This is a genomic window from Streptococcus mitis SK564, assembly GCF_000148525.1.
GTDB lineage: Bacteria > Bacillota > Bacilli > Lactobacillales > Streptococcaceae > Streptococcus > Streptococcus mitis_H.
Genome location: NZ_AEDU01000002.1, coordinates 1 through 15,154, shown reverse-complemented (window position 1 = coordinate 15,154; position 15,154 = coordinate 1). Strand labels below are relative to the sequence as shown.

Here is a 15,154-nt window from a genome sequence, read left to right as displayed (position 1 = left end):
TGCCTGGCTCACTTGGATATTTCGGAATCTCATTACCTTCTTTATCTTTGAAGAATGTATTTACTTTTTCGTAGACGTGTTCTGTATCTCCATTTGGCAGTTTCTTCGTTTCTACGAAGCGGTAACCTGGGATATCTTTCTTAGGTTGTTCGCCGTCTTCTCTTGGATAATTTGGAATAGATACTTCTTTACCATTTGAATCAACTGTCACATAAGACGTTGTAATCTTAGTATAGTTGATTGGGGTATCTTGACTCGGATCAGTTGGTAATGTTGGTGGCACATAACCTTTAGTTGGATCTTCTGGATCAACTGGTTTCAACGGATTTCCATCTTTATCTCTTGGAATGTAACCTGGAACATAAGGAATTACAATATCTTCTGTTGGTACACCCGGTTTAGTTGGATCACCGTTTGGATCATTTGGATAATCAATACGTGGAGGATTTGTTTGTCCTGGCACGTTTAGAATCCAGGCTCCAAGTTTCTTATAGACAACTTTTTGAATGATATCTTTGTCTTCAGCCTTAACAGTTTGATCCTTGGTAGATGCCTCAATATCTCCACTTACTGCAATATAACCTTTAACAAATGGAAGTTTATTACCAGAAAGAACATCAATTGTAGCTTCTTTCCATTCCCCGTAAGTAACTTCACCTGTCACCAAGTTCACCTTAGCATCACGAGTAAATTTAACTGATGAAGTCACAGAAGTAGTAACCTCTTTACCATCTCCATCAACATAAGTAATTGTACGAGTTACTTCTTCTGAAGTTGTCAATTCCTTAACGCTTTCAGGCCATACTGGTGAATTTGGATCCTCTGGATCAATTGGTTGACCTGGAACTGGTATCACATCACTTGGAATAACTGGAACAAGGCGTGGTTGAACAGTAACAACAAATTTTTGAATAGCTTTTGTATCATTATCAAATGATTGCTTGCTGCCATCAGCTTTTGTAAACTCGTCAGACACAAGTTCGTAGCCAAGTTTTTTCAGTGCGTTGATACGTTCTGCAGTAGAGTAGTTCATTTCAGAACCAGAATCACCTTGAAGGATATCCACTTCACCAAGAATTATTCCGTTAGTATCTTTGTAAGTTACAGTTGCAACTTGTGTATCAGACTTCACTTCATAAACAGTTGGTGTATACTTAGCTTTCGCTACAGCGCCATTAGTATCCTTACGTACAATAGTTACTCCTGTTGCAGTTCCAACGAAATCTTTATTTGGTGTGAAGGTTACCTTACCTGTTGCATCAACAGTATACGTTCCTTCGTTTGGAACTGTTTTACTTGTTGTACCATCTTCAAATGTAGCAGGAACAGTATTGTCCATTGGTACATCTTTATGACCAGGTACAAATGTTGGTGTACCAGATTGAAGAGTGTTCTTAGGACCTGTAGAACTTGTATCCACACCTGTTGGTGTAACTGGTGTTACAGTTGGAGTGTAACTTGACTCAACAGTTGTACCATTTGTAGGATCTGTTACAACTACTTTAGCTGGGTCTGGTGTGCCAACGAAGTCTTTATTTGGCGTGAAGGTTACTGTACCAGTTGGATCGATTGTATATGTACCGACTGTCTTACCATCCTTAGTAGCTGGGATAGTTGTTTCCTCAGTTCCAACGAACTTAGCTGGATTATCTGTTGTTGGTTTCAACTCAGTTCCATCAGCATGTTTATATGTTGGAGTACCTGTCTGTGTCTTACCTTGTATATCAGTTGATGTAGCAGGTGTTGTAGTTGGAGCTACTGGTGTATAAATAACATACACTGTACTATCAGTTGACTCGTTTGTTACCTCAAGACTTGTAACAGTTTTCTTATCATAAGTATAATTAGCTACTTCTGGAGAAACTACTGCCTCAAGAGTTTGTGCTGCTGACCAGTCAGTGTATTCCACATTTCCTGTTACCAAGTTAATGCTTGCGCTACGTGTGAAGGTTACTGTTTGAACTTTATCAGCTGTTACTTCTTTACCATTTTCATCGTTGTAGCGGTACTTGATTGTACGAGTAACTGTCTTAGTTAACTCAAGATTTTCTGCAGTACTTGGCCATACAGGTGAGTTTGGATTTTCTGGATCCACTGGTTGTCCTGGAACAGGTTTCTCATCATTTGGAGTCACAGGTTCCACACGTTGTTTAACTATTACCGTAAAGTTTTGATTCACCGCTGTGTCGTTATCAAAAAGCTTATCAGCTGTCGTTGCTACAATGAAACCATCTTCTACTAACGTATAGCCAGCTTTTTCAAGAGCTGCAATTGCTTTTTCACGATTAACAAAGTCGATAGTTCCTTTATAAACACCCTCTACTGTCTCAACAGCTGCTTCTGGAATTTTAGCTGAATCTATAGCAACTTCTGCACCAGTTGTCACATCATAGTAAGAAATAGTTGCTGTTTGAACATTCTTTCTATAAGTATATGTCACAGTAGTTTGCTCATTTGTAACCTTACCTGAAACCTTCTTAGTACCTTCATCAACCTGACCGTTTGTTGTTTCCACTTTAACAAGAGTGTAACCAGGAATTTCTTTTGGTTCAGTTGTAAACGGAGTCGTCACTTTTTCGTTATTTACTGGAGTTGTTGAAGGAGAGATAACGTTACCCTCTTCATCCTTATACTCAACAATGACTGTTCCATCTTCAGCAACAACAGTTGGAGTGTAATTAGTTGTTACAGTAGTACCGTTGATATCTGCAATTTGTACACGTACTGGTGTAGCTTTGCCTGTAAATTCTTCAGTTGGTTGGAATGTAATGACATTAGTTGTTTTATCAAGAGTGTAAGTTCCTTCACCATCAACCGTAACTGTGGTTACAGAATTTCCATTCGCATCAAGAAGTGTCAAAGTACTCTTATCAAGAGCTACTGATTTTGGTTGACCATCTTCACCTAATACCTCAGATGTTTCTCCTTTAGCGAAGTTCAATGTTGTAGCATCTGTATCAGGGGTGTCAAAAACAATTTGTGACGTTTGCGCTTGACCTTGCTTACCAACTGTCGCTGATTCTTTAGCTGTTGGGGCTACAGGAACTACTGTTGGAGTATAAGTAGCTGTACCTGTGATGACTGTTGATTCACCTTTTTCATTAGTAATAGTAGCTGATGCTTGAACTGTTACTGGTGCTGGTGTTCCTGTATAAGTTGCAACTGGTTGGAATGTTACTACACCTTTTGTTGAATCAATTGTATATGTACCAACATTTTCAACAGTAACTGAAGTTGCAGTCGTTGGATTTCCAGTAGCTGGATCTACAAGTTTGTAATTTGATACTGGAGCACTATCATCTGATGATGAGAATCGTGGTGTTTCTGACTGCTGTTCACCTTGGATATTCTTAGATGTTACATTTTCACCAGTAATCGTGATTGGTCTTACAGTTGGTTTATAAGTAGCTGTTGCTGTCTCACCATTTGAGTCTGTTGCTTGAACAGTTACTCCTGTTCCTTCTTCAGTAAATGTTGGGACTGGTACAAAGGTTACAACACCTGTTTTTGGATCAATTGTGTATGTTCCTTCATTTGCAATTGTAACACTAGTAGTTGGTTGCATCGTTGTTGGATCAATCAACTGACGTGTTGCAATCGTTACTGATGGATCTGATGTTTTAAATTCTGGTGTTCCAGTTTGTGTTTTACCTTGAACGTCTGTAGATGTTGCATTTTCAGCTGTTATAGTTACATCTGTGACAGTTGGAGTGTAAGTAGTCGTTACAGTAGTACCATTTGCATCTGCAATACGTACATTAACTGGTTTTGTAACAGTTCCTGTGAATGTTGCAACTGGTTGGAATGTAATAACATTTGTCGCTTTATTCAGTGTATAAGTTCCCTCATTTTCAACTGTTACAGACGTTACAGCATCACCGTTTGCATTAAGAAGAGTTACTGATGCTGTATTAAGATCAACAGATTTTGTTGTATTTGCATCAATAGCAACTGTTCCTTTAGCAAAGTTCACAGTTGTATCATCTGTATCTGCTGCGTCAAACTTAATAGCAGAAGTTTGGGCTTTCCCTTGAGGTCCAGTTGTTTGAGACGCTACTGCGGTTGGTGTTACTGGAACTACTGTTGGTGTGTAAGTAGCTGTCGCAGTTGCAGTAATATTAGCATTGTTAGCATCTGTACCTAAAATTGCAGTTAGTTTAACAGTTACTGGAGTTGCTGGTCCTGTGAATGTTGGAAGTGGTTTAAAGGTTACAACACCTGTTGCTGGGTCAATTGTATAAGTTCCCTCATTTGCAACTGGTAAAGTATCAACTAGACTACCATCAGCTGCAACCAACTTAGCTGGTGATGTTGCACTTGGTGAGATGGTTGAACCATCACCTACAGAAGTAAAGGTTGGTGTTCCCGTTTGAGTAGCTCCTTGGATATCAGACGATGTAGCATCGTGACCTTTAATCGTATCCTTAACCGTAATGGTGTAAGTTGTTTTAGCTACAGACGAACCTGCACCTGAATCTGTACCTGAATCTGTACCATCCAAAGTAGCCGTAACAGCATTTCCGTTACTATCAATCACATCTACAACAACTGTATACACACCCACTTCTGATAAAACATAATTACTAGCTAATGTGTAAGCTGCAGCATCTGTCTTTGTATCATATACTTTTTGAGCTCCAGATGGTGATGTTACTGTCAAAGGAGTAATGTAAGTCGTTTTATTATGAGCAGTATCTTCTTTATCTGCAATCGTAACTGCAGCTTGTGCCGCATTACGAAGATCAACAGTTGTTCCCTTAGTTGATTCATAGCTTGTTGATATTGCAGTTGGTTTTGTGTTGATGATAGTTGCAACATCTGTATTAGTAGCTTTACGACCTCGAATTTCACCGCCAAATCCTGATGAAGTCATGATATTCCATGATTGATCTCCAAGTTTAGTAGCTGTCACAGTAGAGCCATCAGAAGCAGTCCATGCATCTTTAAACTTATCATAAGTTACTGTCACAGACATACCAGCTGCTGATGTGGTATTCTTACTTGCTACTGTCGTTGGATGACGAGTTACTTCGCCAACACTTTTAATCGTACCATCAGCTGTGAACGTACGTGTATAACTGTAGATATAAAAATTTTCCGAACCATCTTCTTGAGCTTCTGTATAAACTTGTCGTTTAGTCAAAGTATACGTTCCGTCTGCATTCGTTTTTTGAACCGTTGCATAAGACTCTGGCAGTTCCCAATGCCCAGTTGTTGAGCTCAGTGTAGCTTCATGAGTTGTATTATCTACATCTGTAAGTGTTACTTTATTACGTAGGAAAGTACTCTTGATATTTTCAGTGATTGCTTCAACCTTGATGTTATCCACTCCAGCTGTCGCAGTTGCAGCTTGTGTAACAGGAACATTAATTTTTTCACCTACTGTACCCAAATTTGTGCCTACTGCTGCAGCCGTATTGGTTGTCGTCACTGCATTACCATCTACATCTTCTCCTGATGCAACTACAACCCAACTTCCATTTTGATTTTGAAGAACAGTCTTCGTTCCATCTGGCATGGTAACTACAGCGTTTGTTGCACCTTTAGAAATAGTCACAGGTACAGTCTCTGAGTAAGTTTCAATATTCAAAGCTTCTACTTTTGGTTTAACGGTAACTGTTAGACCTGCTTGCGTTTCTTGCCCTGATTGAATCCATTGTTCTTTATTTCTAGGACTGTTATAATCTTTCGCATAAGTCGCTACATAATAAACCCCTGCTTCTGTTAATGTACCAGATAGCTTCCCAGGTGCATTATAAGTTGGTTGACCATTAACATCAATAAGCTGAGCTTTGTTGTCTGGATCCATCTGATAGTTAACTCCTGGAATCGTTGTATCACTATCTGTTAGAATACGATTTCGATTATCTGTATTAACTCCAGCAACCCCTGTTGTTGCTGTACGATATGTTTGCCGAATAGTAGTGCTCGTCCCATCAGCTTTTGTATAAGGTACATTCCCACCTTGACCACGAAGTGTACGAGCTCCCGATGCATCTTGATACTTGATATCAATGTTAATATCATCTCCAACCGTCCGTTCATAGACTGCATCATCAGTTTTTATAACAGGTGGAGTTGTATCCATCCATCCAATCCATCCCATACGCATATTCTGGAAAGTCGTTGTAAGAGTTGCTCCTGTTTTACTATTTGTAAACGTCACTGTTGTACGTGTATCATATACCCCATTTTCAATGTTGGCTGTGATGATTCCCTCTATAACATCATTTTCTGCATCATATGTTAAACCAGGTGGTAAGTTTTTTCCTGGATCCACTTTAGTTACAGACCAGCCTTTAGCAGCTGCGTCAGCTGTTACACCGAAACGAGATTTAAATCCAGGGATATACACACGATCAATTCCTTGTTCATATGCTAACTTATAGATTTCCGTCGCAAGGAACTCATATCCTCCTTGATTCGAGAATACAGTCGCAGAACTTGAAGAAATAGTACTACCACTTGGACGAAGCTTCCCCCTCCACATCGGAGCTTCAAGAGCCAACTTTTTAGCCATTTCTGGAGTTAGTGGATAATCCATACGTCCTTTATTGTTATGACCAATTGTTACAGGATCTGAAAACATACCGTTTTTAGGATCGCGATCCTCTCCGTCACGCTGGTTAGAATAGACAACAACTTCTAATCCTTCAGCCGAGCCATTTACAGTAGTGTAGTTGTTTAATTCACCTGATCCTCCAGACGTTTTCCCCTCTGCATTAAAAACATAGATATCTTTACCTGTCGCATTTTCAGGTGTCACAACCCCTGATGCATGAGTAGTACGTGTACCATTTGCATTGACGGTTGATTCAGCGTAGAAATCTTGTGCTGCCAACGCTACAGCAAACTTCCCATCACGACCAATTCCTGCTTTTTTCAGTTCACTATAAACCGCAAGGATAGACTCATTCAAGCGTGAAAGTTGAGCATTCACTTGTTCCTTTGTGACACTCTTATCAGCTAAAAGTACTTTTGATTCGTTAAGTACAGCTTGGTTCTTGGCTACCGCCGCTTCAATTGCTGCTCGACTCTCTTCTGCTACTTCCTTCTTACGAAGTTCTGTAACCGCAAGTGTATTGGTTACATCTGCTTCTGATGTAACTTTATCGAGTTCCGATTTAGCTTCTGAAAGAGCTTTTTCAGCTGGAGTAGCTTTCTTTTCAACTTCTTCTTTAGCCGTCTTATCCTTACCAGCCTGTTCTTTCTCTAGTCCTAGTTTGTTTGATTCAGTTACAACTGTTCCCAATGCAGAAAGAATCTCTTTTTGAACATTTACCTCTTCTTGCTTGGCAGCTTCATTTGCCAAAACAGCTTTCGCAGTAGCTAAAGCTTCACGAACATTGGCTACAACTGAGGCATCCGCATACTTAGCATTTGATAATGCAGACTCTAAATTGGAAATACTCATTTCAAGAAGTGACTTATTTGCTTTAACTTCTTCTTTCTTAGGTGTTTCAGCTGTCTTTTCTGTCAACTGAATATTACTTTCTCCCAATTCTGGAGAAGTATTTCCTACTTTCTGAATATTTTCTTTGGAATCTGAAACTGGATTTTGTTCAGCCGCTGAAACCACTCCATTTCCAAGAAACATCAAACCAGCCGCAATAGCTACCGATGCCGCACCGAAACTATACTTACGAATACCGTAACGTATATACTTTTCCGTTCTAAAATCTTGCTGTTTTCCCTTCATTAGACTTAGAACCTCCTTTATACATGTTTTTTAATATTGAATTGAAATATGCAGACAAATAAAAAGCCCCCCCCCCCTTAAATTTTTTAGTAATATTAAGAGGTTATCATCTTAAAAAGGGTTGCCCGATAATTATCAATGTCACTTAATATTGTATCATGCGAATATTATTAATTCAAGTTTCATGTCTATATATTTATTGTTTCAATCCACTATACCTGATAATATTTCCTTTCGCTTCCAGAGCTTTCTATAGAAAAAAACGCCACATGGGCGTTTTCCTGTTCTTATGGTTTGATACGATGCAACATACGTGGGAATGGGATAGCTTCACGGATGTGTTTTGTTCCTGCTGCGAAGGTGACCATACGCTCGATACCGATACCAAATCCTCCATGTGGAACTGTACCGTATTTACGAAGGTCAAGGTAGAATTCATACTCTGTACGATCCATGCCAAGTTCATCCATCTTAGCAACTAATGCATCGTAGTCTTCCTCACGCATAGACCCACCGATGATTTCTCCATAACCTTCTGGAGCAAGCAAATCTGCACAAAGCACGCGCTCTGGATTTCCAGGAACTGGTTTCATGTAGAAGGCCTTGATAGCTGCTGGGTAGTTCATGACAAATGTTGGCACACCAAAGTGGTTTGAAATCCAAGTTTCATGTGGTGAACCAAAGTCATCACCATGCTCAAGATGTTCATAGTCAGCGTCTTCATCATTTTCATGCTCTTGCAAGAGGTCAATGGCTTGATCGTAAGTGATGCGTTTGAATGGCTCTGCAATGTAGCGTTTCAAGAGTTCTGTATCACGTTCCAAAGTTTCCAAGGCTTGAGGCGCACGGTCAAGAACACCTTGTAGAAGAGCTTTCACATAAGCTTCTTGCAAGTCAAGCGACTCATCATGTGTCAAGTATGAGTACTCTGCGTCCATCATCCAGAACTCAGTCAAGTGACGGCGCGTTTTTGATTTTTCAGCACGGAAAACTGGACCAAAGTCAAAGACACGACCAAGAGCCATAGCACCAGCTTCTAGGTAAAGTTGACCTGATTGGCTCAAGTAAGCTGGCGTTCCAAAGTAGTCAGTTTCAAAGAGTTCTGTTGAATCTTCTGCCGCATTTCCTGAAAGAATTGGGCTATCAAACTTCATGAAACCGTTCTTGTCGAAGAACTCATATGTTGCATAGATGATAGCGTTACGAATTTGCATCACAGCTACTTGCTTACGAGAACGGAGCCATAAGTGACGGTTGTCCATCAAGAAGTCTGTTCCGTGTTCTTTTGGTGTGATTGGGTAGTCTTGAGATTCACCAATTACTTCGATGTCTGTAATGTCCAACTCATAACCAAACTTAGAACGTTCGTCTTCTTTGACAATACCTGTCACATAAACAGACGTTTCTTGGCTCAAACGTTTGATAACATCAAACTTCTCAAATCCTACTTCTTCACCAAATTTTTCTACAAAGTTTGGTTTAAAGGCCACACCTTGGAAGAAGGCAGTTCCATCGCGTAATTGCAAGAAGGCGATTTTCCCTTTTCCTGATTTGTTGGCAACCCAAGCGCCAATCGTCACTTCCTGACCAACATAGTCTTTTACATCAATAATCGTTACACGTTTTGTCATTATTTTTCCTTTTCTTTTTTTGTTCTTTATGGCAAACCACTTCTATATTGTTCCCATCTGGGTCAATCACAAAAGCAGCATAGTAAATCGGATGCTCACTACGATAACCAGGAGCCCCATTGTCTCGCCCACCTGCCTCTAAGCCAGCCTCATAACAAGCTTGAACCTCTTCCTTATCTTCTGCTAAGAAAGCAAAGTGAATAGGATCTTGTGTCCCCTGAGCCAGCCAAAAATCACCACCAGGATGAGGGCTGTTTGGGGCAAGAAAACTGATTAGAGAAGTAGTCTTAAAAGCTAATTTATAGCCCAAAGGGGCAAGAAAACTCCTATAAAATCCTTCTGAAATTTGTAAATCCTTTACCTTAATTTCAAAATGATCAATCATTCTCACTCCCCATAAATGCTTTCAAGCGTTTAACTGCTTCTTTAAGCGTATTTAGGTCTGTCGCATAGCTGAGACGAACATTTTCTGGCGCTCCGAATCCTGCTCCTGTTACCAAGGCCACTTCGGCTTCTTCTAAGATAGCAGTTGTAAAGTCTGTCACATCCGTGTAGCCTTTCATCTCCATGGCCTTTTTGACATTTGGAAAAAGATAGAAGGCCCCTTGCGGTTTGACCACTTCAAATCCAGGCACTTCTGCAAGGAGGGGATAGATGGTATTGAGACGTTCTTCAAAAGCCTGACGCATGCTTTCTACAGTATCTTGCTCACCTGATAGAGCCTCAACTGCTGCATACTGGGCTACTGCTGACGGGTTTGAGGTTGTTTGACCTGCAACCTTGGACATGGCAGCGATAATGTCTGCTTCTCCGACAGCATAGCCAATCCGCCAACCAGTCATAGCATAGGTTTTAGACACACCATTGATGACCACTGTTTGCTTGCGAATCGCTTCGGCTAGGCTAGAAATCGGTGTGAATTCATGACCATTGTAGACCAAGCGCCCATAGATATCATCTGCCAGGATGAGAATATCCTTTTCTACAGCCCAGTTTCCGATTGCCAAGAGTTCCTCACGGGTGTATATCATACCTGTCGGATTAGATGGTGAATTCAGCACCAAAACCTTGGTCTTGTCTGTGCGAGCTGCTTCTAACTGCTCTACGGTCACCTTAAAGTGATTATCTTCCTTAGCAGGAACAAAGACTGGTACTCCTTCAGCTATCTTGACCTGGTCTCCATAACTGACCCAGTAGGGGGTTGGGATGATAACTTCATCACCTGGATTAACCACGGCCATAAAGAAGGTATAGAGAGAATATTTGGCTCCCGCAGCGACTGTCACTTGATTTGGCGCTACAGAATAGCCGTAAAAGCGCTCAAAATAGGTATTGACTGCTGCCTTAAGTTCTGGCAGACCTGAGGTTACTGTATAAAAAGAAGCACGCCCATCTTGAATCGATGCAATGGCGGCATCTTGGATATTTTTTGGAGTAGTGAAATCTGGCTCGCCTAAGGTTAGAGACAAAATATCTCTGCCCTCAGCCTTCAGTGCTTTGGCATGGGCTCCAGCAGCCAAGGTCACACTTTCTTCCATTTCTAAAACACGCTTGGATAATTTCATAGGCCCTCCTTATTGACCAATGCTCCTGTTTCAAAATCTACTAGATAAAAATTAGTTCCTGACTTGACTTCCCAGATTGGCTTGTCTTGATAACGGCCAAAGGTAATCTTGTCAATCTCGCCAGCTCCTTTTTCTTTAGAAACAGCTTCTGCTTTTTCTTGTGAAACACCCTGATTTAGCTGATAAACGTAAATCTTATGGTCATCTTTTCCAATCAGAACAGCAAGTGCTTCTTGCTGTTTATTACGACCAAGAACGCTGTAATAAGATTCCAAGCCATTATATAAATCAACCTGATCAGCCTGCTCTAATTCTGCATACTGCTGAGCTAATTTTTCTCCTTCACTTTTAGCTGTTTGATAGGGTTTCATGCCGAGAGAAACCAGATACAGAAAGGAAGCACTGATAACCACAAACAAAATCGTCATCCCTAGACCATACTGCCACAGTAGATTATTTTTTGCTTTGTTTTGTCTTTTTTTCACTCGTCTATTTTACCATCTATTGGGCTTTATTACAAGTGAATATAGGAACAATCGCATTTTATTTCTTCCTTCAAACAAAACAGATTTTTCTTGTTTAAAACTTGGCAAGAAAAGTAAAGACATCTCCAAAATCAACCTATTAAAAAACCTGAGCTTGGCACTCAAGTTTTCGTAAGTTTTTTTTGATCTATGGAATCACTTTATCATCGATTCTTTTAGCCATTTTTCCTAAAAAGATAGGCAGTAGAAGGCTAATCATGACTAAAAAGAATCCTAGATAAAGAAATGTTACCACAAAGCCTAAATTGTCAATCAACCACCCTGTCAGTGGGAAGAAGACAATCATACTCAGACTAAACATCATAGAATAGACACTCAGCATGGTTGCCCTTACTTCACTTGGGAGGCGCTCTTGCAAATCATTGTCAAAAATCGGCTGAAAAAGAGCATATAGAGCATTACTAATCAAATAAATCAAAATATAGATTAGAGGTGTTCCAAAGTAGGACAGCATATAGGTGACGCCAGTCAGCAGCACGAGGATAGGGAAAAGCTTCAAGGCAGCATATTTCTTTCCAATCTTACTCGCTAGATAGACTGCGACGATATTCAAGAGACTACCAAGTAGCATAACTGCTGAAATTTGCCAACTACTTAAATCTGGTAACTGATTTTGATAGTAAAAATAAAACATGCACATGAGTACTCCGACAATCTGAGACAAAATCATCCAGTTGAACAGCATGGGATTTCGCTTCAACTCATCCTTAACAGTCCAAATAATCTGTTTCATGGTCACACTATCAGCTTTTTCTAGCTTGACACTGGGTTCTTTCAGCATCCAAATCAGGAAAAGAACTATGATAGAAGTCGCAATCATGATATAGTAGGTCAGGTGCAATTGACCATGGACAAAAAATCCCGCTAAAACGGTCCCCAAAGACCGAGTTCCTTCTGCCACTCCTGATATGAAACTTGAAATGGATAGATAGCGTTCTTTTAGTCCAGCCTCTACAGCCGAGTCATAGACCATTGCTGCGCTTGTGCCTGAATCAAAATTATAAGACAAGGCACTTACCGCCATAGCTAGTGCATAAATCCAAAAATTTCCCTGCCCAACCAACATAAGAATAGAAGACACAATCCCTGCTATTCGACTTAAATAAAGGTTGGTCTTATAGGAATAGCGGTCAGCTAACATTCCAGATGGAATTTCACAGAGAAGACTGGTCGCATGAAAGATACTCTCCAGAAGTCCAATCTGCCAAAGAGACATGCCGTTTTGACTGAGAAAGAGAATCCAAAAACTGGTAATCCCTAAAAATGCAAAAAACTCAACTCCGGCCATCAGGCCAATATTTTTCCGATAATTTCTTATTAACATCTTTTCTCCTTAACAAGTGTATTATTATTTCTTTTGTCCGTCACTTGTTAATCTTTGCCTTACATGATCTCCACCCCTTTTAGAAGCATTCTTCAATGCCATTATTGTTCCTTTAATGATTTATGAAATGATACCGGAAAATAGCTGTTCTGCGGTTTCTATTGCGAGTTTTCTTGTTTATTTTAGCACTTATGTCATCATATTACAAGAGAATGTTAGAATACTCTTCGAAAATCAAATGCATTCCAGTCGCAAGTAACTAGAGTTTCTGAAATTTTACAATTTTCAAATAAACTCTGAGCAAATTTCTTGCAAGTCCTTTTGTTTTGTTGTAATATATTTTATAACAACGAGAAAATTCTCGTAAATTTAAAGAAAAAGGAGACATATCATGTCTAAAAAAGTCTTATTTATCGTCGGATCCCTACGCCAAGGTTCTTTCAACCACCAAATGGCCCTCGAAGCTGAGAAAGCACTTGCTGGTAAAGCGGAAGTTAGCTATCTTGATTATTCAGCTATCCCTCTCTTCAGCCAAGATTTGGAAGTTCCAACACATCCAGCTGTAGCTGCTGCTCGTGAAGCAGTTCTCGCTGCGGATGCTATCTGGATCTTCTCTCCAGTCTACAACTTCTCTATCCCTGGAACAGTAAAGAACTTGCTTGACTGGCTATCTCGTGCCATTGACTTGTCTGATACACGCGGCGCTTCTGCCCTTCAAGACAAGTTTGTCACAGTATCATCTGTAGCCAATGCAGGTCACGATCAACTCTTCGCTATCTACAAAGACCTCTTGCCATTTATCCGTACACAAGTCGTTGGTGATTTCACCGCTGCACGTGTCAATGACTCTGCCTGGGCAGACGGAAAATTGGTTCTCGAAGAAACAGTCCTAAACTCACTTGAAAAACAAGCGGAAGACTTGATCAATGCGATCTAGTCATCACTAATCGCTATTCTAAAACAGACAATCGGACAGACTTTTAGCCATAAAAAAGAACTAGAATTCTCACAAATGAGTGATTTTTCTAGTTCTTTTTAATTTACAAAGACTTTATGTAGGGAAAGCTACTAAGGATCAGATGAGATCATCTATTTAAGCTTCCTCTTCATCGTCTTTTTTCTTTTTGGCAAATAGCAAACCAAATGCGCCAAGAAGAGATAGAACTCCGAATGCACCTGTAGCACGTTCTTCTTGTGTACCAGTATTTGGCAATACTGCTTGCGGTTGAGAAACTGATGGATCAGTTTCTGACACTTCATTCGGCAATTGAGCAGGTACTTCAACTGTTTGACTTGGTTGCTCAGCCTGATGAGTAGCTGGCACCTCAGCAGGGGTAGCAGTATCTGGTCTACGATTTGTATCGGCAGATGGCGTAGTTGGTCTTTGTTGATCGTCACCTGTTGGTCTAGCTGGACTCACTTTCCTGAAGATATGAGTTACAACATCACCTTTAGTTTCTGTTATTACAAATACATAACCTTCAATTTCACCATGTTCAAATGCTTCATTGGCTTCACCTAATACCGTTGGAGCCATAGCATCCGCTGGTTTCAATTCATTACCTTCTTCATCAATCCATTTAGTGATGATTAACTGAACTTTTGGTAATTCTGCTGGATCTGGAAGTTCACCATTGACTCCACCTGTAAACTCTGGAAGATCAACTACTGGTGGGGCAATTAGATTACCATTTTCATCTACTCCTGTTGTACCGATTGGGCCGTTGTATCCTGGATTTTCTGCTTGTACCTCTGGTTCTCCATTCACCCCACCATTAAATTCTGGTACTTCATGAATTGGTGAATCCGGCGCATTCACTCCTCCATTGAATTCTGGTAACTCTTCTTGAGTTTCTGGTTCTCCATTCACTCCACCATTGAATTCTGGATTTTCATGAATAGGTGAGTCAGGTGTATTTACTCCTCCATTGAATTCTGGATTTTCTAAAACTTCTGGTTCACCTTTTGCATATGCAAATAACAATTCATCACGAGGAATATTATGAGTGACATTTGTTTCTGGATCAGTGATTATTACATTTCCATCTGAAGCAACAATTACGTCTTTTCCTGGATTTGCTTTTTTCACATTTTCCTTCACTTTATCTTGTTCAACTTGTGTTAAGTTATCAGGTGTTTTCACCGGTACTTTTTCTTTCGGAACCACTGGAGTAAAGTCTTTAGGATTAACTGTAATTGTAACTTCAACGTCTTCTGTACTTCTGTCTTGATAAGTTACAGTTACTACTCCTTTTTTCTCACCATGTTTAGAAGTGTCTGGAATTTTACTATCTTTCCATTCAAATGTTGAACCTTCTGGTAAATCTTTAATATTATGAATACTATCTTTTGCTAGTGGTACTTGAGCATGTTCCACTGTTTGTTGTTTC

At 40.0% G+C, this 15,154-nt stretch carries 8 protein-coding genes; 1 reads left to right on the top strand and 7 read right to left on the bottom strand.

Annotation, left to right across the window (positions count from 1 at the left end):
- The 6 genes from SMSK564_RS0101910 to SMSK564_RS03375 form a co-directional block, all read right to left on the bottom strand.
- The coding region (locus tag SMSK564_RS0101910; protein ID WP_025170882.1) for a mucin-binding protein at window positions 1–7,699 on the bottom strand (7,699 nt) is incomplete at its 3' end.
- A 287-nt stretch (window positions 7,700–7,986) separates the two neighbouring features.
- Entirely contained in the window at window positions 7,987–9,330 is a 1,344-nt protein-coding gene (gene asnS / locus SMSK564_RS03395) for an asparagine--tRNA ligase (RefSeq protein ID WP_000167141.1), read from the bottom strand.
- Window positions 9,305–9,715 (bottom strand): VOC family protein, encoded by a 411-nt coding sequence (locus SMSK564_RS03390; RefSeq protein WP_000565229.1) that lies wholly within the window; start codon window positions 9,713–9,715, stop codon window positions 9,305–9,307. The genes asnS and SMSK564_RS03390 overlap by 26 nt, the downstream gene beginning before the upstream one ends.
- Window positions 9,708–10,895, bottom strand: coding sequence for a pyridoxal phosphate-dependent aminotransferase (locus SMSK564_RS03385; RefSeq protein WP_000777435.1), 1,188 nt, complete (start codon window positions 10,893–10,895; stop codon window positions 9,708–9,710). Before SMSK564_RS03385 ends, SMSK564_RS03390 begins: the two co-directional genes overlap by 8 nt.
- Complete coding sequence (locus SMSK564_RS03380) at window positions 10,892–11,380, bottom strand: cell wall elongation regulator TseB-like domain-containing protein (protein ID WP_000747247.1); 489 nt, start codon at window positions 11,378–11,380, stop codon at window positions 10,892–10,894. The genes SMSK564_RS03385 and SMSK564_RS03380 overlap by 4 nt, the downstream gene beginning before the upstream one ends.
- 187 nt (window positions 11,381–11,567) lie before the next feature.
- The gene (locus SMSK564_RS03375; RefSeq protein WP_000908494.1) at window positions 11,568–12,764 is read right to left on the bottom strand and encodes an MFS transporter; all 1,197 of its coding nucleotides are present in this window, start codon (window positions 12,762–12,764) and stop codon (window positions 11,568–11,570) included.
- Window positions 12,765–13,155: 391 nt separating this feature from the next.
- On the opposite strand from SMSK564_RS03375, the gene SMSK564_RS03370 reads away from it, so the two are divergent.
- Entirely contained in the window at window positions 13,156–13,701 is a 546-nt protein-coding gene (locus SMSK564_RS03370) for an NADPH-dependent FMN reductase (RefSeq protein WP_000039602.1), read from the top strand.
- Window positions 13,702–13,857: 156 nt separating this feature from the next.
- On the opposite strand, the gene SMSK564_RS03365 is transcribed toward SMSK564_RS03370, so the two are convergent.
- The coding region (locus SMSK564_RS03365; protein ID WP_000608015.1) for an SIALI-17 repeat-containing surface protein at window positions 13,858–15,154 on the bottom strand (1,297 nt) is incomplete at its 5' end.

Coding starts and splice junctions, on each gene's coding strand:
- SMSK564_RS03385 (WP_000777435.1), bottom strand. CDS start 10,895: ATGAAATTATCCAAGCGTGTTTTAGAAATGGAAGAAAGTGTGACCTTG.
- asnS (WP_000167141.1), bottom strand. CDS start 9,330: ATGACAAAACGTGTAACGATTATTGATGTAAAAGACTATGTTGGTCAG.
- SMSK564_RS03370 (WP_000039602.1), top strand. CDS start 13,156: ATGTCTAAAAAAGTCTTATTTATCGTCGGATCCCTACGCCAAGGTTCT.
- SMSK564_RS03390 (WP_000565229.1), bottom strand. CDS start 9,715: ATGATTGATCATTTTGAAATTAAGGTAAAGGATTTACAAATTTCAGAA.
- SMSK564_RS03375 (WP_000908494.1), bottom strand. CDS start 12,764: ATGTTAATAAGAAATTATCGGAAAAATATTGGCCTGATGGCCGGAGTT.